Origin of the sequence: Enterobacter sp. MGH119, assembly GCF_001037675.1 — a bacterium.
Taxonomy (GTDB): domain Bacteria; phylum Pseudomonadota; class Gammaproteobacteria; order Enterobacterales; family Enterobacteriaceae; genus Enterobacter; species Enterobacter hormaechei_C.
Map to the genome: position 1 here is coordinate 2,344,210 of NZ_KQ089929.1, position 23,646 is coordinate 2,367,855.

General features: G+C 53.2%; 7 protein-coding genes. 1 reads left to right on the forward strand and 6 read right to left on the reverse strand.

Annotation, left to right across the window (positions count from 1 at the left end; genetic code table 11):
• Nucleotides 1-73: 73 nt before the first annotated feature.
• From SK53_RS11220 to SK53_RS11235, 4 genes are all read right to left on the reverse strand, one after another.
• Nucleotides 74-3,946, reverse strand: a complete 3,873-nt coding sequence (locus tag SK53_RS11220) for a two-partner secretion domain-containing protein (RefSeq protein ID WP_156174854.1) — start codon at nt 3,944-3,946, stop codon at nt 74-76.
• A 288-nt stretch (nt 3,947-4,234) separates the two neighbouring features.
• A complete protein-coding gene (locus SK53_RS11225; protein WP_048209355.1) occupies nt 4,235-6,382 on the reverse strand; it encodes a polysaccharide biosynthesis tyrosine autokinase in 2,148 nt (715 codons plus the stop codon).
• A 17-nt stretch (nt 6,383-6,399) separates the two neighbouring features.
• A complete protein-coding gene (locus SK53_RS11230; RefSeq protein ID WP_023315447.1) occupies nt 6,400-6,849 on the reverse strand; it encodes an arsenate reductase/protein-tyrosine-phosphatase family protein in 450 nt (149 codons plus the stop codon).
• A 2-nt stretch (nt 6,850-6,851) separates the two neighbouring features.
• Nucleotides 6,852-7,988 (reverse strand): polysaccharide export protein, encoded by a 1,137-nt coding sequence (locus SK53_RS11235; RefSeq protein ID WP_023315446.1) that lies wholly within the window; start codon nt 7,986-7,988, stop codon nt 6,852-6,854.
• 362 nt (nt 7,989-8,350) lie between these two features.
• On the opposite strand from SK53_RS11235, the gene SK53_RS11240 reads away from it, so the two are divergent.
• On the forward strand, nt 8,351-9,046 hold the full coding sequence (locus SK53_RS11240; protein WP_023315445.1) for a helix-turn-helix transcriptional regulator: 696 nt from the start codon (nt 8,351-8,353) through the stop codon (nt 9,044-9,046).
• A 76-nt stretch (nt 9,047-9,122) separates the two neighbouring features.
• Here the strand turns inward: SK53_RS11240 and SK53_RS11245 are convergent, their stop codons facing one another.
• Both SK53_RS11245 and SK53_RS11250 read right to left on the reverse strand, forming a co-directional pair.
• Nucleotides 9,123-9,992, reverse strand: a complete 870-nt coding sequence (locus SK53_RS11245; RefSeq protein WP_226880227.1) for an OmpA family protein — start codon at nt 9,990-9,992, stop codon at nt 9,123-9,125.
• A 163-nt stretch (nt 9,993-10,155) separates the two neighbouring features.
• Complete coding sequence (locus SK53_RS11250; protein ID WP_048209358.1) at nt 10,156-23,241, reverse strand: Ig-like domain-containing protein; 13,086 nt, start codon at nt 23,239-23,241, stop codon at nt 10,156-10,158.
• Nucleotides 23,242-23,646: the final 405 nt, after the last annotated feature.

Here is a 23,646-nt window from a genome sequence, read left to right on the forward strand (position 1 = left end):
AAAAGGCAGCAGGGTCTCGTTCTGACTTTGCGCTATCAGGCGATAGCTGCTGCCTTTTGTTACACCTTATAAATTACAGACCTACAACGTCGCCGGTATTAGTGACTTTATTTGCATTAAGTTCCATACCAGACAGACCGCCGAACACGGCGCTGCTACCGCTGTTAGTCAAGTTGTTGACGGTGATACCGGCAACACCATAACTCACCATATTCAGGTAGTTATAAATATTGCCTGCCGTTTTCACCAGCAGGGTATAATCGCTCACGATATTACCGCGGTTGTTAATGTCGGTACCGGCATTAATCGCGATATTCTGCGCGAGGATATTGCTGTTGGCGTTATTGGTGACATGACGCTGAGTATCAATTTTTACGCTGGTGACGCCTACGATGTCTTTATAGTTCTCAACACCGTTTGCGGCATTAATTGCCAGTGCATTACCTGAAGAGATGGCATTGCGGTTAGTCAGTGCACCTTTCAGGACGTTGAAGTTCAGATCGCCTTTACCGCTGATCCAGCCATAGTTGGTGACGTTGTTATCAACGGTCAGATTCAGAGTCTTATCTGACGCGATAACGCCGGTCGCGGTGTTGTTCTCCATGCTGCCGTCGCTGTAGTTATTCAGCGTACCTGCGGTGACGTCAAGGTTGCCCGCACTCCAGGTGGTTGCATAGTTGTTATAGAACGTTCCCGCTGCTTTGATGACGGCATCCGCGCCGCTCACCAGCATTGCACGCGTATTATCCAGCGTCCCATTAGACAGTACGCTCAGCGCACCTTCATCCGCGATGATGCTGCTGTTGTTGTTGTAGACGTTCTGACCGGAAAGCGACGCGCCTTGACGACCAATCATGCCGCCAACATCGCCCGTCACACCGAAGGTTTCGCCGTGATTACGAACAAAGTTGTTACCGTCACGGTTTTCAATATTCCCTGCCGCAGTAACAGAGAGCTTCTTATCAGCTACGATCATGGCGGTGTTGTTGTACACGGTGCCTTTTGCATCGACGGTAACGTTCTTACCAGCAATCAAACCGTTATTGTTGTCAACGGTGTTGGCAGCCAGTTTGATGTCACCAGTCTGAGAAAGGACAGAGCCACGGTTGCTGTCGAAATTACCCGTCAGAGCCAGATCGATATTGCCGTAGGCGGCAACCTGACCGTAATCGTTGTTCAGTCGGTTGGCTTTCAGGGCAATGTCGCTACCGGACAGGATCTGACCGTAGTAGTTATCAACCGTACCACCAGCAGTAATGGTCACGTCGCCAGCCTCAGCGCTGATTTCACCGCGGCTGTTGTTAACATTCCCTGCGGCAGTCAGCGTTAAATCACCGACCGCTTTGATTTTGCGCGAGTTGTTATCAATGGTATTGGCACTTAAGGTCGCATCGCCATAGCTGATCATATTCAGATCGTTATAGATATTGCCTTTCGCGCTCATTGCCAGGCTGCTGTCAGCAACGATATTCCCACGGTTATTGATGTCATAGCCCGCGGAGATCGTAACCTTATCGCCAACCATGTTGCTGTTGGAGCTGTTGGTCACGCCACGCTGGCTGTTCACCACCAGATGCTCGCCAGCAGCGATATCTTTCAGGTTGTCGATACCGGTCAGCGCGGAAACCGTCAGTGATTTCTCGGCAGAAACGGTATTACGGTTAGTGAAAGAGCCGTTCAGAATGTTGACGATGGCATCACCCAGACTGCTGATCCAGCCGTAGTTGGTCAGGCTGCCCTTCACGTTCATGGTCAGGTTTTTATCAGCCGCAATAACGCCCGTTGCATCGTTATCTTCGAGCGCGCCATCGCTGTAGTTGCTCAGGCTGTTGGCGTCGATCGCCATATTACCCATGCTGTAGATGGTCGAGTAGTTGTTGTTCAACGTACCGCCAGCTTTGATGGTTGCATCTCCACCGCTCACCAGTAACGCGCGGCTGTTGTCGATGGTACCTTTCGCCAGAATTGTGAGCGGACCGTCCTCCGAAACGATACGGCTTTGGCTGTTGTAGATGTAGTTGCCAGACAGCGAAACGCCCTGCTTGCCGACCATTCCACCATTTTGCTGCGGCATACCGAAGTAGGTACCGAAGGCAGTGCCGAAATCATCAGCGTAGCGGTTTTCAATATTGTCGCCGGCCGTTACGGACAGAACCTTATTGGCTACAATAAATGCCGTGTTGTTGTTCACACCAGCGTTGGTATTAATGGAGACGTTCTGTCCCATAATGAAGCCACCGCGGTTGTTCAGGGCATTCGACGCCAGGGCAACATCACCTTCTTCAGAGCTGAAGACGCCGATGTAGTTGGTGATATTGCCGCCAACCGCCGCGCTCACGCCGGTACGGCCTGCAACACCGCCGTTGTCGTTACGCAGGGAGGCCGCTTTAGCAATCACTTTGCTGTTGGAGTTAAGCTTGCCAGAGTAGTTATCAATAGCGCCGGCGCTTTCCAGGGAGATATCGCCATTCGACGCCATCTGCCCACCGTTGTTGTTGATGCTGTTCGCTGCAATCTGCACGCCCTTCTCGGCAATAATGCCCAAAGAGTCATCGCTGGCGGTATCTGCCGTTTTGGTTGAACCGTTATTAACGGTACCTTTGGCTGCAATCTTGGTGAAACCACCGGCAGAACGGAGCATGCCGCGGTTGTTATCAACGTTACCGCCGCTGACGACGTTCACATCGCCCAGAGAGTCAACCATACCGCTGTTGTTATTTACCGAAGCAGACTCAAGGCCAACGTATCCGCCGAGGATCTGACCGTTGCTGTTATTCAGGGTGCCGGTTTTTAACGCAACAATTCCTGCTTCAATCCCTACAGCAACACCTTTTCCATAGTTGGTTAAGGTATTGTTATTGGTATCTACCGCCAGCATGCCTGCAGCCGCAATCTTTCCGTTGGTATTGTCGATAGCACCGCTATTTACATAGAGGTCTGCCATGGTCGAAATATTGCCCGAACGGCTGTTGTTGAGGCTATTTTTATTGGTGTCCAGCGCAATGGTACCGACGGAAGTAATATCCCCGGTGGTGTTGTTCAGTGCACCCTTGGTTTTAATATTGATCTGACCAGAGGATTCAATGCGCGCATTGTTGTTCAGCAGCTGACCGTTAGCGTCAATATTTACGCCGCCGATGCCGCCAGCAATAACGCCCTGGTTACGCGCGCCCACACCGCTCTCGGTGCTGATGAGGTTAATTTTATTGGCATACATACCGCCCAGAGCAGCAACGTCAATGCTGTTAGCATTGCGCGTTCCGGCGGCCGTTACCGAACCGGTCACCTGGCCTGCTGCATCAACGTAGTTATTGCCGGCAACAACGTTCAGCTCGTTGGCGGTGACTTTACCGTTCACCACAACGTTGCGGGACAGAATTTCGGTCGGGCTGGAGTTGTTCAGTTTACCCAGCGTAATGGTTCCACCATTCACAGAATAACCGGCTAACGCATCGTTCTGAATATCTGGCGTACCGGTAGTCAGGGTCAGCTTACTGGTGTTAATAGAACCACCGCCGTTAACGGTAATTCCGTTCGGGTTGGCAATGATTAAATCGGCTTTATCACCCGCAACTTCCATCATGCCGTTAATTGCAGAGGCATTTTTAGAAGTGACTTCGTTCAGAATAACTTTTGCTGCACCGGAGGTCAGGTTGCTGTTCCCCTGAATCTGGCCCGCCAGGGTTGTATTCGCACCCCCAACGCTGTTATTAAAGATAAGACCGTTCTTATCTACGTTTAGCTTGTCATACACATTATGTGAAAGCCCCTTATCGTTGGCTTTATTAATGTTGATAACAGGCACGTTGCCGACAGAAGAAACGACACCGTTCTTCATGCTGATCTCTGCAGTGTGCGCAACAAACGGCAGAGCGAGCAGAACTGAAGCGGCAACAGGGTGCCACTTCAGTTCTAATTGAAAGACATTATTCTTATTACTTTTCATTATTACCTACTCTTTATTACGGAATCATTACATTCTCTAGGAATTATAATTTCGCCACTCTAAATAAAATCTTCACTTCCTATGATCATTGACCTCCTGGGGTTCCCTACCTTTTCGTTAATTTAGACTCAAGCGCGTAATTAAGATTAATTTTGTCATTTTTGATCTGGAATGGCATTCAGACTGCACCACTTATTCGGCACTTTTGATTAGGAACAAGTCATTTGACATTAGGAATAGTAGACTTCCTGTTGCCTTAATGACTCATCCTTTATTAAAAACAATGCGCTAATCCTGATAAGAATAATCACCATAGGTGTAAGACTCAGCAGCCCTTTTTTCTACACCGTTAAATATCGTACCCTGAATGGCAACATCATTTTGTTCAAAGCGGCGCAGTCCCGCCTCCACTTCTTTTATCGAGTTTTGTTCGAACCGCACCACCATCAGGGAAGTCGATGCATATCTTCCTATAATCGCTGCGTCCGTTACGCTCAGGATGGGAGGGGTATCAACGATTACCACGTCGTACAACGTTGAGCATGCCCTTATCAACTCTGCAAAATTATCCGTCATGATGAGTTCCGCCGGGTGAGTGACCATGCGCCCGCGGCCGATAAAATCCACTCCTGAATATTCGGTTTTCTGAATAACGCTTTCGATATTGCCGCCTTCCGTTAAGAAATCAGCCAGGCCGGCTCTGCTCTCGGTCTTTGAGAAAATGCGATGCAAATATCCTCTGCGTAAATCGCAGTCAATCAACAATGCCCGTGTTCCCGCCTGAGCCATCAGGACAGCCAGGTTGGAGCAGACAAATGACTTCCCTACCCCAGGAGAGGTGCCGGAGATCATTAATATGTTATTACCGGCTTTAAGCATGGCGAAATGGAGACTGGTACGAAGCCCTCTCAGCGCCTCTATCGCAAGCGACGTTGGGGCTGAATTTGCCAGCAGCTCATCAGACTGATACGTCGGGATCGCACGGCACCGTCTGCGCTTCGTCAACTCCGGAGCGAGGGGAACAACCGCATACACTGGAATATCGCGCATCTCAAGTTCCGCCGGCTGCCTGATCCCTTTTATCAGCATGTTGCGAACAAGGATGATCCCCGATGAGAAAAGGAAACCGAGCATGGCTGACAGAATAACAATCAGCAGCTTTTTAGGTTTGACCGGCTTCAGCTGCGTTACCGCGCGATCGATAATACGCACGTTGCCCAGCGTACTGGCCTTACTGATATTTAATTCATGCTGTTTATTCAGTAAAACCAGATAAATGTCATTACCCATCTGCACATCGCGGGTCATACTCAGGATCTCTTGCTGCGTGCTGGGCATCGCGCTAATTCGCTGGTTGAGCTTCTCTTTTTCTGCAACAAGAATCGCTTTTTTCTCTGACAATGCTTTATACGCAGGGTGCGTTCGTTTATACAGCTTGGAGATTTCTGCTTCCTTGAACGTCAGTTCATTAAGTTGAGTGTCAATAGCAACAACATTATCCAGAATAAATTTCGCTTCTAATGATAAGTCAACAGACTCATTATTCTTCCGAAATTCATTAAGTTTACTTTCAGCCTCTATCAAATTACTTTTGATTTGCAGTAACTGTTTATTTAAAAAAGCCAGGCTTTTACTGGCCTCTTCTGACTTCCGCGCAACGTCCTGAGCCAGATAGTTATGTGCTATATTATCGAGTATTTTGCTGATAATCACCGGTTCGGGGCCAGTCATGCTCAAATGTAACATGCCGTTCCCACCCGATTTGGTATCAATGGAGAGTCTCTCCTTTATTTCTTCGATGACAGAATACTCGTTGCGCTTTATAATAATAAATGAAGTATTTTCAGTGAGCTGAGCGCTGTCAATCAGGAAATCAACGTCGTCAGTGTGGACAGGCACACCGACTTTGCCCTCAACAATGGACTCTCCGATATATAATACGAAGCCTCCAGACTGAACCATGTCCAGCTTCAGGGGCTGATTGATATACGGTTCCGGTACGGAAAGATAGGCAATCGCAATTTTCGCCGGTTGATGACCGAACAGACGTTGCAATAGGCCGTTGGCTACAGGATAGGTTTTTTCAGTCGTGACGATATCCAGCCCTAAATCGCGCACCGTTTTTCCAATCACCAGGCGTGATTTTATTAACGACACTTCTGATTCAGAACTTACCCCTGCCCCCTCAGGTAGCACAGGGGACAGCTTGCTTAATATTCCCAGAGAAGGGTTTTTCTCAACCTGAATTAACGCATCACTTTTGTAAATGGGCGTCAAAGTGTTAGCAATAATAATGCCGCACACAATAAACAGGAGAGTCGTGGCCGCTATCCACACTTTGCTATAAAATAAAACCTTGAGGGTATGGACAAGATCAATCTCCTCCCCGCGCTGGAGATAATCGGGAGGATCGTTGCTAACGTATCTGTTATTCATACGGTAATCAGCCTTACTTATTCAATCTGCTGAAAAACCTTTACCCATTCTTCAGCAGAGGATAAAAGTTGTTTAAAAATCAAATCTGATATTTCACGTCCCCGGCGGTACGGGTCGGCAATTTCGAGCTGCTGAAGCCAGTAGCCGAATAAAAACGTTTTCCCCCTGGCCTCCATGGCCATCCGGGTTACCGCTTCAATATGATTCTTCTCCATCGTCAGGATAAGATCGTACTCACGGCACATCGCTGGGGTGAGCTGACGTGCGATATGCCCTTCCAGAGAAAATCCATAATTCCGGGCGGTTTGCAGAATAACGGGATCGGCACATTCACCCGATAGTGCTGAAATCCCGGCGGAGTCCACCGTCATTTCCGGCAAGCAGGAACGCAATATTCGTTCTCCCGCCGGAGAACGACATATATTGCCCGTGCAAACCACCAGGATGGCGTTATAGTGCCCCTTCACGATTAATTTCCCCAGTTTCTCACAAAGCGAGTCGTTTCCGTCAGGCTGTAGATACCCGTAATGGTCGGCATTAGCTGGTTAATGACCCTGTTCCAGCGCGCAACTGGTGCGGATGTCACATAGACAATGTCGTAAGGCTTGAGCTTAAATTCTGTTCCAAGTACCAGTGCAGTAGCATCTCGCGCGTCGAGCTGGTAGATCGCCGCACGTTTCTCGTTTACGTCTTCTGATTTGGCCTCAGAACGGATCACGAATATCCCACTGGCATCGCTGGTTAGCTGATTCATCCCCTCAGCATTCCCCAGCGCTTCCGTCAGCGTCATGCCTGAGCGATCCATTTTCATGGTGCTCTGCTTAACAACATCCCCCATGACAAACACTTTTAAATCGTCATTGCGTGGGACATAGAGAATATCGCCCGGATAAAGCAATTTATTCTGCTGTAAATCGCCATACTGCATGAGGGCCTGAAGCGAAATTGTCGACTTTTTGCCCCCCTGGGTTAATACCACATTGCTCCAGTCGGCATTTTCCGTCAGGCCACCGGCCTGGTTTACTGCATCAATAATCGTCAGCGGCACGTTAGTAATAGGCTGCTGGCCAGACTGGTTTACCTCACCCGATACCGTGACCTTCTGTGAACGGAACGCAGCAATCCCCACTTCCACCTGAGGAGACTCAATATATTTCGCCAGATGCCCGGTAATCATCTCTCTGACTTCCGTCACCGTTTTATCTTTCACGACAACTTTCCCGATGTAGGGATAAAAAATAGTTCCGTCTGAATGTACCCAGTTTCCCGTATCGCTGGCGCTTCGATACTGTCCTGATGGAGTGGTGAGTTCCGGATGTTCCCAAACGGTCACCATAATAATGTCGCCAACACCAATACGGTATTCATACGCCTCCAGGCGCTTGTTTAGCTCTGCATTGCCCTGGGCAACAGCCACGTTTTCCCGCAGCTGCGCTATCAGCGCAGGTGTGACGGGATAAACATGAATATCCAGCTCGCTCTGCTTATTCTCCTGCGAATGAACCACTTTTTTTCCGGAAGTATCGATATGGCTGCCCGGCGCGATCTGGCAGCCGGCAAGAAGTAAGGTAGAACTTAAAATAAACAGAACCGCGATTTTTTTCATGCTTTTCACAATGTCATCCCTGTACAACGACACTCTCTTTAATTAATCGGCCAAACGACATGCTTCCCGTAAGGAAGAAATCCAGCAAGCCATTATTTATAAAATTATAACCATCACATGTTTTGCCTGTCCTGGATATGTGGATTATTCCTGGTTGAAAACATCGCTTTCTTACATTAATGTCAGCGTGAAATTACATTCCTGCGAGGTTAACAATTCCCATTTACTGAAGGAGTGTTCTTAATTAATAGTTTATTCATGTCGTGTAAAATATAAATATATTCATACCGTAGTACCTGTCTGTCGGTATGCAACATTACGAAGATGGACTCCTTCCATTCAAGTTAACCAAAGGAATACCAATGGATACGTCTAAAGTTATTTTATCACGATGTCAGTTTAGCAATATCGGTCTACATCATTTGCTTTCAGAAACATTCAGGAAAGAGAAAGTCATCTCTTTTGACAATCAACAGAATCTTTTTTCCTGGACTAAAGAGGTCAGGAGGGGCTCTTTTTTTACCCTATATTTAGTTTTACCTGACTCGATATACAGTAATATCATTTACTTCCACTGGCTGATCTCTCTTCGAAAAAAAGCGCATAATGCAACCATATCAGAAGTTATTATCGCCTATCATTCGGATATTTTTCCCACACTGTTTTCCTGCATTTGTTCCCATTTCAGGCATCGTCTTGTAAACATAAATAATCTTACGAACGATGAGATCATCAAAAAAATGCATGCCCAGCGTCACCCCAGCAAAAGCAAGGTAGTTAACAAATACATCGAACTGACGCATATGGAGTTTTGTGTGTTGAAGCTGATGATTGCGGGTTACACCATTGATGACATTAGCCTCGTGCACAACATTAAACCTAAAACAACCTACACCTATACCAATAATATTATGAAGCAACTGGGTTTTAACTCGTTGAAAAAAATATATTCCTGTGGCGAGATCATCCGGGAGTCAATCGAGAACGAGATTATCAGGGAGAAGAAAAAATACTACAGCAGCGCCAGCCCTCTTGCTTTCGAACCCCAGTGTGCATAATCGCCGTTAACCCTTCCTCGCTTCTGCAAAAAAATACGGAAAGCATCGCTGCGATCCGTATTTTCTTTAGGCATAATTAGTGGCTTTTCACTAAAATTTCTACACGACGGCTATTAACGTTACAACCCGCCGCTTGCTGGGTGGCACTGGTTCCACAACCTTCAGCGGTTTGTGCTACCCCCTGTCCAACTGTGTTATTAATAAGCTCTGGCTTAATACCTTTCTCAATCAATAACGAACGAACCGTATTCGCACGCGCTTCAGAGAGACGCTGGTTGGCTTCACGGCTACCAATCGCATCGGTATAACCAATAATCTGAATTTCACGAACGTTATTCGCCTGGCGGATAAATTTCACTACCTCATCCAACTTCTGGCGAGATTCCGCAAAAATGCCCGCCGTGTTGCTTGCGGCAAAGCGGAACAGTACCTGCTCCTGAATAAGCACTATGCCGGTATTATTAACGTAATCACAGGGTTTGACCTGCGAGGCTCGATTAATAATCCTGGTCTGCTTATGCATATTTTTCAGAAGTGATTCCGCGCGCGCGCGTTCCTCCAGCGCCGCCGTATTTCCCGTAGTGCCTGGGTTCACCTGAATAAAATAGGTTTGAGCACTTTCGGTATTGAGCTGCTGCTGCGGGTTTTGTTTGCCCTGATAGGTCGGCTGGTCGTTGAACCAGGATTCCACCGTGTGCGCACCGGGTGCGGCACACAGGACGGTAAACTGGCCTGGCAACAGCACCGACTGCAGCTCGCGGTCCACATAGACTGTCGCAGGAACGGTGCCCTGCGGATAATAGACGACAACCTGCGCCAGTTCAGGCGTTACGCCAGCTACCGGACGATAAGGCTGCGGTGCCGTATTTTTTGGCGCTGGTTTAATCACTACCGGTAAATCGATGGCCTTTTCCACTTTTTCGGCTGAATAAGCGGGATTAGCCATAAATGCACTTAAGGCAGCAGCGACACAGAACGCCAGATTAATTTTTTTAAAATTCCGAGGGGTTACTTTCATTTATCAAATTCCCGATTAACCCAGTGATTGATCGTAAAACAACAGAGATGCGCAGAAATCCCGCCATCCGAAGATGGCGGGTTTTACTGGGTTACATCATTATTTGGTTATTCTGCAGCAGCGTAACCAGATCGGTTTGAACATCAGCCAGCGTGACAACCTGAGTAAATCCATGCTGTCCGCCCTGACCGTCACGGTCGATACTGATCACGGTATCGCTTCCGACAACTTCCACCTTGACGTAATCCAGCACGCCGCGGGAGGAGTAATCCAGCTCCAGTTTTCCATCGTCCTCGAAGAAGGAGATAGAGCCCTTATAGTCAAGCAGCTCGCTCATATCGAGCAGGTCTGCATCACTGTCTTTCACCAGATTACCCACCTTGAAGCCGTGGATAGTGTCGTGCCCGTTGCCGCCGGTGCTGTCGTTGGTCATTCCTTCCAGCACGTTGTACATCAGCGTGTCGTTACCGCCGTTGACCAGGTAGAAGGCGTCATTGCCACCGCGACCATCGAACAGGTTATTTGCGGAGTTATCCGTAAACGTATCCTGCTGGCTGGAACCTAAGAGACCCTCGATATTGAGGAGTTTATCGGTGCCGTTACCGGTTGCAGTACCTGTCCACAGGTTCGCGTTGATCGCAGTAGTTGAACGGCTATAGTCAACAACGTCCATACCGGCAGTTTCGCTCCAGACCGGCTTACCGCTCACAATCTGGTTCCAGCCGCCGCCACCGTTGTAGGTGTCGTTGCCTGCAGAACCGAAGAAGGTGTCGTTATAGCCCGTCCCGACAATCCCGCTGTTGCCAGAGGTGTTGTTTGCCGCATTGCCGCTTTCCGCCGTCAGTACGTAGGAGTCATGGGCTTTACCTGTTGTCAGGCCACCCCAGCTCTCATTTACCGTACCGTTGGTGTAACCACCAATGCTGCTCGTTGCGCCAACGTGATCCGCTTCACCGTCGGTAATGCGCAGCATCTGCACGGAGTAAACTTCATTCGGATCCAGCCCGAAGAAGCTCACCAGACCAATGCTGTTGCTGGAACCAGAGGACTGCGGGTTAATCAACTGGGTTGCCACAAGCTCGCCCGCTGAGTTGTATAACTTCACGGTGTTGCTGTAGAAGGTATTGATGCCGTTGCCGTCAACAATACGGATCTGCAGGCTCGTGCCGTCCGCCGCGATATTGGTGTTTTTCACCAGCATCGTGCGTCCCGCGTCGTCTCTTGCCACGACATCAGCATCCGCGCCAGAGCGGTACAGCACCAGGTCCATCGAACCGTCCCAGTCATAGTCGAGTGCGACGGCACCCGTCATGTTGTTGAACGTCGTGCTACCTGTCAGGCTGACTTTATTGGCGCCCCAGTTGTTACTACCGGTATTGGTATACAACATTGGCGAGCCAGTCACGCCAGAGCGTGGCACTTCGATGATGTCCATCTTACCGTCGTGGTTCCAGTCCACTGCCAGCGACGTGCCGCCATCAACGTTATCGCCAAACCACTGCGCCTGGCTGTCCGTTGCATTGAGCTTACCGGTACCATCGTTCAGATAGATACGGCTCTCGTCGCTGTTACTGCCCCCCTTCGAACCACGGCTCAGGAACAGATCCAGCCAACCATCGTTGTTGTAATCCGCATAGGTCATGGAGATAGACAAGTTACCGTAGTCTTCATGGCCATCGTCACGGAACACGTTCGCGTAGTAGCCAACTTCACCGAAGTTGGTCTTCGACGTCCCGGTAGTCTGGTTATACAAGATACCCAGACCGCGGGAGTTGTTGCCGACGAGGTTGCCAGCGCCGTTGTAGTCGATATGTGCCGTAATATCTACGGTACCGTTGTTATCGATATCCACAGCCCCTACTTCGTGCAGCACACTCAGCGACGCTGGCAGTGCCCCGCCAGGATGTCCGTCAGAGAAGCCGGAATTATCCTCGTAACTCAGCGTGCCCTGCGTATTTTTGATGAACGAAATGGAGTCTGCTTCGGAGTCACCCAGCACAAAGTCCAGATAGCCATCACCTTCACGGTCATAGGAAATCACGCCGCCGAGGTGGTTCAGGGTGCCCTGATCCAGCGCCTTCGCGGAGTAACTACCGTCTGCGTTCTGCAGCCAGTAGGCGGTACGACCCGCGTTACTATAGCTACTGATCTGAGACATGACGTCGGCATAGCCATCGCGGTTAATGTCCGCAAAGGCTGCGGAGTTAACATAACGGCTGTATGACGTGCTATCTACGTCGTAACCCGCACCGTTTTCAGTTGACGGTTGGGCAAGGTACGTTGAATCGTAGTCTTCACGCGTGACGGAGTCATAGACACGTCCGGCGTTAGCGGTTGCTGTACCAGAAGTGCCGCGAGCACTCTGGAAGAATGACCACAAACCGTCCTGACTGATGGTCACCGCAGCGGCGTTCAAACCGCGGCTATCCGCATCGGTCGTTCCCCCCCAGGTTTGTTCAATCAGCGTACTGCCGCCACCTTCGGTGACACCTGTACTGGTGCTGGCGCTCATGCTTGAGCGGTTACCCGCTTCATCCCAGACCACAAAGGCCAGGTTATGTGCGCCAGAAGGCAGCGACGTATTCAGACTCCAGGAGCCGTCAGCGTTAGCCTTCACGAAGCCAATGACCTGATCCAGACCTTCCTGATATGTCCCGTTGTTGTTGACGTCACTCACCAGCGAGATAATCGCCCCCGCTTCAACACGACCGTATTGACCGCTGGAGAAGGTGAACGAATCTCCTGTGGTGGTGTGCTGCGGCACATCTGGCGCCCCGGTAATACCGTTCGGAGAATCCAGATCGATAACCACGTTGTAGCTATCGGCAAAGTTCGTGTTCGTACCCGGGTTACCCGCAACGTCAATCACCTGCAGCTTGAAGCTGTGGGTGGTGCTTGCCGTCGCTTCCGGCAGTTCATAGCTCCAGCTCTGGCCGTTGAGCGCCAGCGTTTTCCAGGTCTTTCCGTTATCCAGAGAGATCTGCAGATGTTCGCCCGCCTGCAGCGCCGCGCTCAGGTTGCCGCTGATGGTCACCGTACGGTCACGGGTGACCATGTCGCCGTTGGTTGCCGTTGCCGCGTGGCTGAAGTGATCCCCGGTCGTCAGACCATGGCTGGTATCGGTAGTCACTTTGGTTGTCGTAGACAGACCGTTCATGTCACTGCCGCCCGATGCCACCTGCAGCGCCTGAGAATCGGTGCTGCCGACGTTACCGGCGTTATCCACCACGCGCGCCTGAATGGTGTAAGCACCATCGTTCAGCGGCGTGCTCTGCATATCCACAGTCCAGGATGTGCCGGTTACCGTTGAGGCACGCGTCCAGGTCACACCGTTGTCGAGGCTAATCTCAACCCACTCGTCCGCCTGCAGGGCTTTGTTCAGCTCACCGTTAATCAACAGCGTGTTATCGCTGGTAATGAAGTCAGTATCTGAAGCGCCACGGTCTTCCGAGACAGAGCTGATGTTGATAACCGCGTCAGACACGGTGGTATCGACAACAATTGTCCAGGTGTTGCTCGGCGTACTGACGTTGCCCGCCGCGTCCGTGGAGGTTGCGACCAGATTCCAGGTGCCTTCAGCCAGCTTGTTCGCGTCAGTGATTTGTAGCGTCCACTGACCCGTTGTGCTATCGGCAACGGCGGTACCCAGCAGAATGCGGGTTGTCGCATCCACCTGATGGTACACATTCACCGTGCTTCCCTTCTCTGCCGTACCGGTGATTTCCGGCGTGGTGTCGTTGGTCGGCTTGCCGTGAGCAACGGAACCCTGAACCGGGTTGACGTCGTCCAGCACATCGGTGATAGCCGGTGCGACAGGCGCAACCGTATCCACAACCAGATCAAAGTCGATCGGCGTGAGCGGGTTATTGGACGGGTCGGTCCCGGTGATGCGCAGCGTGTGCGCGCCATCACTCAGGCTGCTCGTCGGCGTGAATTCCCAGTTACCGTTGGCATCCGCTTTCACGGTGCCCAGCTGAACGCCACCCACGTCGGTGATGATAATGGTACTGCCCGCCGTCGCCTTACCGACCAGCTGTACCTGGCTGTCGTTGGTGACTTCACCATCGCGAAGCACGCGAGAACCACCCGCTTCCTGGACATCATCCACCACCTGCAGCAGCTGCAGATAGCTTGCGCCCGTAGAGACGTTAACGGTGATATCGTCAACGATCGCGCTGGCGTTACCTGCCGGATCCGTTACCTGGGTCGCGAACTGGTGTTCGCCATCAACCAGCGGCGTGGACGGCGTGAACTGCCAGCTACCGTCTGGGTTGGTGACGGTGACGGTACCCATCGCCTGGCCATTATCATAGATAGTAACCGTGCTGCCCTGCTCCGCTTTACCGGTGAAGGTTGGCTTGTTGTCGTCGGTGGTCATACCGTCGGTCAACTGACCTTTCCAGGCACCCTGATCGTCAGACACCTGCAGTCCGGAAACCGGATTCGGCGCTGTTGAATCAATGGTTACCGTAAACGAACCGCTGCGATCGCTCTCCTGACCCGCGCTGTTGGTATTGGTCACCGTAAAGGTGTAGCTACCGTCAGCCAGTGCCGGAGATGGCGTGAAGCTCCAGGTGCCATCGCTGTTCAGCGTTGTTTTACCTACAACCTGACTGCCGTTGTAAATGGTGATAGTATCGCCCGCAGCACCGTCCGCCGTTCCTTTCAGGGTTGGCGTATCGTCTTTGGTCAACGCATTGTTGGCCAGGTTGATAACGGTTGTGCCGGTATCGTCCAGAACGTTAAGGATCGCTGGCGCATCCGGCGTGTCGGACATAATGACGTCATAGCTGTCAGCCGGTTTCGCCACGTTGCCAACGCGATCGGTTTCCGTCACGGTCAGTTGGTTGATGGAATCACCGTACAGCGATTCAGATGGCGTCAGTTCCCATTTGCCGTTCTGATCGACCGTGGTGGTGCCCAGTACTTTGGTGTTGCCGTCTTTATCCGTGGTGTACACGGTAATAACGTTGCCTACTTCCGCACCAGAGCCGCGAATTACCGGACGTGTATCGTCCAGAACGCCGCCATCTGCAACAATCCCCTGAACGTTACCCACGTTATCCGTGACGGAATCAATGGTCACTTTGCTCGCATCCGGCGCGGTGTAGTCGGTAGTCAGAATAAAGTCCGCAGACTTGTCGCTGACGTTGCCGGCTTCATCCGTGGCCGTCACGTAGAAGGTGTTTTTCCCTTCAGGTAACTTGCTGCCCGGCTTGAAGTTCCATGCCCCGTTGCTGTTCGCGGTGACTGAACCCAGCAGGGTGCCGTCAACGGTGTAAATATTGACGGTGCTGCCCGCTTCAGCCGTACCGTGCAGGATCGGCTGCGGATCGTCAGTGACATCGTTGCTGTTCAGGTCGTCCTTAACGGTACCCACCTGATCCTCCGCGTAATCAATGCTCGGACGATTCGGTGCTTTACTGTCAATTTCGAAGCTGAAGGTGCTGGAGGTATCCTCTTTACCCGTCAGATCTTTCGCGGTTGCCGTAATGTTGTGTACGCCATCGCCCAGATCGCTGGTAGGCGTAAATACCCAGTTGCCGCTGGCATCGGCCTTGACGCTGCCCAACACCACGTTGCCATCCATGATGGTGACAGTGCTGCCTGCTTTCGCCTTACCGATAATTTCCGGACGCGCGTCGTCAGTGACGTCGTTCGCCTTCATTTCACCCGTGACGCTGCCTTTATCGTCCATCACGCGAACGATGGTGACCGGAACGCTGGAGGTATCAAGCGTGACGGTAACACCGGCATTTTCAGCTCCCAGGTTGCCTGCTGAATCTTCAGCACGCGCGGTGAAGGTGTATTCTCCATCCGCCAGAGAACCGGTGGTGTAGGTCCAGTTACCGTTCGCGTCTGCAACCGCAGTACCGTTTTCCTGGCCGTTCACGTAGACGTGAACAACGCTGCCTGGCTCTGCCTTACCGCTGATGGTCGGCGTCGCATCGTCAGTGGTGTCGCCATTAGCCAATACGCCGGTCTTCGGACCTTCGTTATCGCTCACGATAAAGCCTGTGACCTCACCCGGCGCGCTGGTATCAACCGTGATTGGGAAGCCGCCAGTCTGCGGGCTTACCTGACCAATGTCGTTAATCGCTTCCGCGACAAACGTATGAACGCCGTCCGCCAGTTTCGGCGTGTTGAAGCTCCATTTGCCCTGGGCATCGGCCTTGGTTTCACCCAGCAGGGTGGTACCGTTCGGGCCGCCATAAATGCGAACCGTCACGTTGGCTTCCGCAGTACCGGTCAGAAGCAGGGTGTTGTCGTTGGTTGTCGCATCCTTCTGCAATGGACCGGTATGCGGCGCGACGTCATCTTCGACACTGCTCAGGGTCGGTGGCAGCGGCTGACCGCCTGCATCGATCTGAATAATGTATTCCGGTGAAGCCGCCGTGGTGTTACCCACGCTGTCGGTCTCTTTCACCGTCAGGTTGTAAGTCCCGTCAGGCAGGGCTTTCGTGACCTGAAGCTCCCAGGTGCCGTCAGCCTGTACTTTGGCGGTGCCAATCACCTTGTCGCCGTTGTACACGGTGATGGTGTTGCCCGCTTCCGCGCCGGTGCCTTTGATCAGCGGCGCGTTATCGTCAGTCTTACCGCCTGACGTCACGGAGCCGGTCACAGAACCAAAGTCATCCACCACGTCAGTGATGCTCACTTTGCTTGCATCTGGTGCGGTGTAGTCCAGGTTCAGCACGAAATCGTCGGACGCTGCGCTGGTATTACCCGCCCTGTCCGTCGCCGTCACGTGGAAGCGGTGCTCGCCTTCCGGCAGCTTCGCCACCGGCGAGAAGCTCCAGGTGCCGTCGGCCTTCGCCGTCACTTCGCCCAGCAGGCCGTTCTGATCGTAGATCTTCACGGTGCTGCCCGCTTCCGCCTTGCCGCTCAGGGTCGGCGTCGGGTCGTCGGTGCTGCCGCCGTTCGCCAGGTTACCCTGCACGCTGCCCACGTCGTCCAGCGCCGCGTCGATGGTCGGCTTCACCGGCGCATCGGTATCGATGGTCACGGTCCAGCTGCTGCTGGCTGACTCATTACCCATCGGATCCTTCGCCGTGGCGGTGAAGGTGTGCTCGCCGCGGCCCAGATCCACGCTCGGCGTGAAGCTCCAGGTGCCGTCCGCGCCCGCGGTGGTGGTGCCCAGCACGTTGCTGCCGTCCATGATGGTTACGGTGCTGCCCGCCTTCGCCGTGCCGCTGATTTGCGGACGGGTGTCGTCGGTGACCGCGTTCCGGGACAGGCTGCCGGTCACGCTGCCGGCGTCATCGGTCACGGCGGTGATTTCCACCTTGCCCGGGACCACGTCAACGGTGATGACCACGTGCGACCCTTCCGGCCCGGTGTTGCCCGACGGATCGGTGACGGTGGTGGTCAGGTCGTGTGCGCCGTTCGCCAGCGGCTGGTCAGGGGTGTAGCTCCAGGTGCCGTCCGGGTTCACCTTCGTGGAGCCGATAACCTGGCCGTTGTCGATGATGTTCACCGTGCTGCCCGGCTCGGCCCTGCCGCTCAGGGTCGGGGTGTTGTCATCGGTGGTGTCGCCGCTCACGACCGGGCCCTGGTACGCACCGACGTTGTCGGTGACCAGCAGGTCGGAGGCCGCGTCCGGTGCTTTTGTATCGATAACGATACCGAAGCCGCCGGTTGGCTCACTGGTGCGGCCCACGCCGTCGGTGACGGTGGCGGTGAAGCTGTGGCTGCCGTCAGCCAGCGCCGTATCCGGCGTGAAGCTCCAGCTGCCGTTGCTGCCCACGGTGGTGGTGCCAATCAGGCGGCCGTTGTCGTAGATGCTGATGGTGCCGCCCGCCACGCCGCTGCTGCCGCTCAGGGTCGGGGTGGTGTCGTTGGTGACGTCACCCTTCTGCAGGTAGTCCGCGTGCGGGGCCACGTCGTCATACACGGTGTCCAGCGTCGGTGCCTGCGGCGGCACGGTGGCCACGTTGATGATGTACTCACCGGACGGACCGGAGACGTTGCCCACGCCGTCGGTCTCTTTCGCCGTCAGGGTGTACTTCCCGTCCGGCAGCGGCGTGGTCGGCTCGAGGGACCAGGTGCCGTCGGCCTGCACGGTCGCGGTGCCAATCACCTTGTCGCCGCTGTAGACGGTGATGGTGTTGCCAGCTTCCGCACCGGTACCCTTGATCAGCGGACGGTTGTCGTCGGTTTCTTCGCCGGAGGCAATGACGCCTGCGGTGTTCACGTCGTCATAGACTTCGGTGATCGCCACTTTGCTCGCGTCAGGCGCGGTGTAGTCGGTGATCAGTACAAAATCATCTGATTCCGGACCCGTGTTACCGGCCTTATCGGTTGCGGTAGTGGTGATATGGTGCTCACCCTCTGGCAGCGCGGTGGTTGGCGTAAATTGCCAGCCGCCATTTTCGTCCACCACGGTAGAACCAATCAGCTCCCCGTTATCATAGATATCGACACGGCTGCCCGGCTCCGCGGAACCTTTGAAGGTTGGGTTCGCATCGTCGGTGGTGCTGCCGCTGCTCAGATCGCCACGGCTGGAACCCACGTCATCTGTCGCAAGGCCGACAACCGGTTTTTCCGGTGCCACGGTATCGACAGAGATATCAAAGGACGGAGAGGTCACGTCGTTTCCGGCCGGGTCTTTGGAAATCACGGTCAGGCTGTGATCGCCATCGGCCAGATCCTGCTCTGGGGTGAACGTCCAGTTGCCGTCCGGATCCACCACGGTGGAGCCCAGTACATCGTCGCCATCCATGATGGTTACGGTGCTGCCCGGCTTGCCTTTACCGCCCAGTTCCGGACGCGCATCATCGGTCACGTTGCCCGGCCTCAGGTTACCCACGATCGGCCCCTGATCGTCCACCACTTCGCCCACGGTGACCTGGTTTGGATCCGGATCGACGGTGAAGGAGATCCCCGGTGACGGTTCGCTGGTGTTGCCAGACGGATCGGTCACTGTAGTGGTGATCTCATGATCGCCTTTAGCCAGAGGCTTGTCTGGCGTATAGGACCATTTACCTTCGTCATCAACGATGACGGAACCGATCTTCTCGTCGTTGTCGTAGATGTCCACCACGCTGCCCGGCTCGGCTTCACCGCTCAGGGTTGGAGACTGGTCGTCGGTGGTGTCACCGTCGCCTACCGGCCCCTGCTTGTCGCCCACGTTATCATTGATAACGATATTTTCTGCCGGAGACGGTGCCGCAGTATCGATCACGATCGGGAAGGTACCGCTGGTGCGCGCGTTGCCCGCTGCGTCAGTCGCCGTGACGGTGAAGGTGTGCTGACCATCCGCCAGCGCGGTATCCGGGGTGAACGACCACTTACCGCTGCTATCCGCCTTGACGGTGCCAATCACTTTCCCGTTGTCGAGGATAGACACAACGTCGCCCGGTGCAGCGCTGCCGCTCAGGGTTGGGGTGGTGTCGTTGGTGGTTTCGCCTTTCTGCATTGGGCCGACGTGCGGCTCGGCGTTGTCCACCACGCTGTTGATGGACGGCTCGGTGCTGACCGGGATCAGAACGGTAATATCATAAGACGGTGCTTCACCCGCCACGCGGTTACCAACGGCATCCTGCGTTTCGAGCGTCAGCTGATTAAGCCCTTCCACCAGCGGTGTATCCAGCGCCAGCGTCCAGGTGCCTTCACTGTTGACTACGGCTGAGCCCAGCAGATGTTTGCCGTTAGCATCCGTGCTGTAAACAAAGACGGTGCTTCCCGCTTCACCAATACCATTGATAACCGGTTTGCTGTCATCGGTGATTTCACCGCTGGCCACGTTACCCTGACGGCCGCCGACATCATCCATTACGGACGTAATGTTCAGCACATCGCCGGTTGCTACAGGTGGGGTGTAGTCGGTCACCAGCACAAAATCATCCGATTCCGGACCGGTGTTGCCCGCTTCATCCGTTGCGGTAGTGGTGATATGGTGCTCACCTTCTGGCAGAGGCGTAGTTGGCGTGAACTGCCAGGCGCCTTTATCGTCCGCAATCGTCGAACCAATATGCTCACCGTTGTCGTAAATATCGACACGGCTGCCCGGCTCTGCAGAGCCGTTGAAGGTTGGGTTTGCGTCGTCGGTGGTGCTGCCGTTGCTCAGATCGCCGCGAATAGTGCCCACGTCATCCGTTGCGGATCCCAGCACAGGTTTTTCCGGCGCGGTCGCATCGACGGTGATATCGAAGGACGGTGAGGTCACCTCGTTACCCGCCGGATCTTTGGACACCACGGTCAGGCTGTGATTGCCGTCAGCCAGATCCTGCTCTGGCGTGAACGTCCAGTTGCCGTCCGGATCCACCACGGTGGAGCCCAGCACGTCGTCGCCATCTTTAATGGTCACGGTGCTGCCTGGCTTACCTTTACCGCTCAGTTCAGGGCGAACATCATCGGTCACGGTGCCCGGCTTTAGGTTGCCCACGATCGGGCCCTGATCATCCACCACTTCACCCACGGTAACCTGGTTTGGATCAGAGTCGACGGTGAAGGAGATCCCCGGCGACGGTTCACTGGTGTTGCCAGACGGATCGGTTACGGTAGTGGTGATCTCATGATCGCCTTTATCCAGCGGTTTGTCTGGCGTATAGGACCATTTACCTTCGTCATCAACGATGACGGAACCGATCTTCTCGTCGTTATCATAGATGTCCACCACGCTGCCCGGCTCGGCTTCGCCACTCAGGGTCGGGGACTGATCGTCTGTGGTGTCGCCTGAACCTACCGGTCCCTGCTTGTCGCCCACGTTATCATTGATAACGATATTTTCTGCCGGAGATGGTGCCGCAGTGTCAATCACGATCGGGAAGCTGCCGCTGGTGCGCGAGTTGCCCGCTGCGTCAGTCGCAGTGACGGTGAAGGTGTGCTTGCCATCAGCCAGCGCGGCGTCCGGAGTGAACGTCCACTTGCCGTTGCTGTCCGCCGTGACGGAGCCAATCACCTTACCGTTGTCGAGGATCGACACGATGTCACCCGGCGCAGCGCTGCCGCTCAGGGTTGGCGTGGTATCGTTGGTGGCGTCGCCTTTTTGCAGCGGGCCAAAGTGTGGTTCTGAATTGTCCACCACGCTGTTGATGGACGGCTGAGTGCTGATCGGGATCAGGAGGTTGATGTCGTAAGACGGTGCATCGCCCGCAACGCGGTTACCCGCCGGATCCTGTGTCTCCAGCGTCAGCTGGTTCAAACCTTCCGTCAGTGGGGTTTCAGGCGTCAGGCTCCAGGTGCCATCGCTGCCCACAACCGCTGAACCAATCAGGTGTTTACCGGAGGCGTCGGTGGTATAGACATAGACGGTATTGCCCGCTTCGCCGATACCGCTAATGAACGGCTTGCTGTCATCGGTGATTTCACCGCTGGCAACGTTGCCCTGACGATCGCCTACGTCATCCGCTACGGCGGTAATTTTCAGAACATCTGCTGAAGCATCAGGCGCGGTAGTGTCAACTTCAAACTCCAGCGCTTCCGAGGGGTCGCTGGTATTGCCCGCCTTATCCGTTTGCGTAACGGTGATGCTGTGATCGCCTTCGCCCAGCGGTTTCTCCGGTTTCAGCGACCAGTTGCCTTCGTCATCGATGACGGTAGAGCCCAGAACTTCATCACCATCATAAATGGTCACGGTGTCGCCCGGTTCACCTTTACCGCTGAATACCGGACGCGTTTCGTCAGTGACGTCGCCGCCCTTCAGCTGGCCGGTAATCGGACCGGTATTATCTTCAGCATCGACCCTGTCCGGTCTTGCCGGCGGCGTGGTATCGACAATGATCTGGATCGGATCGGAGGGTTGGCCGACATTACCCAGCGGATCTTCTTCAATCACCTCAACGTTATGCTCACCCTCGCTGAGATCTTTCTCAGGCGTGTAGGTCCACTTCCCTTCGTCATCGACGATAACGGAGCCGATCTCTTTGTCGTTATCCTTGATAACGATGGTATTGCCCGGCGTGCCTTCACCGCTGAATGAAGGTTTAGTGTCATCCGTCACGTCACCCGGCTTAAGCGGACCCGTTACCGGACCGTTGTCGTCAATAACTGACGGCGTTTCTGCTTTCCCCGGAGGTTCCGTCAGAACAATAAAATCACGTTCATCAGAAGGCTCGCTGACGTTACCCGCTTTATCCGTCTGGCTAACCGTGATGCTGTGGTTGCCGTCAGTCAGGTTTTCTGAAGGTTTGAAATACCAACGACCGTCGTCGTTAACGGTGGTTTCGCCGATCTTTTTACCGTTATCGTAAATGGTAATCGTCGCGCCCGCTTCACCGGTACCGCTCATCTCCGGTTTTGGATCGTCGGTGTAAGCGTCTTCAAGGATCTCGCCGGTGACTTTACCCACTTTATCCATGATGTGCTCAATCGTTGGCGCATCTGGCGCAACGGTATCAACCACGATGGTAATGGGGTCAGACGGCGGGCTCATGTTGCCGTCCGGATCTTCAACCACAACGGAGAGGTCATGTTCACCGTCGCCCAGCGGCTTATCCGGCGTATAGCTCCATTCGCCTTCGTCGTCGACGATGACGGAGCCAATTTCCTTATCATTATCGATGATATGGATGGTATCGCCCGGCTTGCCTTTACCGATTAATGAAGGCGTTGAGTCATCAGTCACGTCTCCGGACTTAAGCGGTCCTTTAATCGAGCCTTCATCATCCACAGCCTTGCCAATGCTCGGTTTTTCGGGGGCGGGCTGGCTATCGCTTTCATCCTTGTCCAGTTCGGACAGAGCAAACGCAGCGCCAACACCTGCCGCCGCAAGCGCAAACCACCCTAACATGCCAAACAGCATGTCATTTTCGTCGTCCGGGGCAGACAAAAGAGGCCCACCGGCGCCTAACGGTTCACCGCCCAGGGCAACCGGAGCCAGACCACCTTCAGCCATGAGATAGCCATTATCGTAGCTTTCACCAGACAAAGGGATATAGGCATAAAGCAATCCATCTTCGGCCATACCCATCAGGGTTGGGTTTTTCGAATCGCCGTCAAAATAATTTTCAATAATAATGCTGGGCTGTGTGTCGCCTTCCTGAATAATATGTAACGCTTTGCCAACGCGTTGAAGCGTAATATTTTCTGGCGCAAAGTCGTCATTCACATTTTTCAGCAAATATTTATTGCCGGGGATAAGCTTTACCTTAACCGTACGGCCTGCATCTGCTGTCAACAACCGCGTTTTACCGTCTCCGTTGTTGACCGCTAAAATGACCTTATTTTCAGTCATACTTAAAGTCCTTGGTGAAATTCAATGCTAAATTAAGGACATATGCACATCGGCGTGAATACATCCTTTAGTGCCATGCTCTTATGCCTTCCTTACATAATTCACGCCCATAGAGTCTATTGACATGATGCTCAAAAATAGCATGACTGGTTTCTTTATAGAGGTAGGAAAAAACCACGAGAGAATCTACGCAGGATTAAGAATAGTTAACACCAGAGGGTTATTAAGAATGACGTGAAAACAGAATTATAAGAGGAGGGAAATGATGTAATTAACCTACACTATTTTTAAGCGGATTAGAATTGATTAAATACAAAAAACAGAATGGTATAAATATGATTTTCAGCAGATGTGCCAGAGCAGAAATTAAGGAAAACATGAGAAAGAGGAAAAACAAAAAGGCCC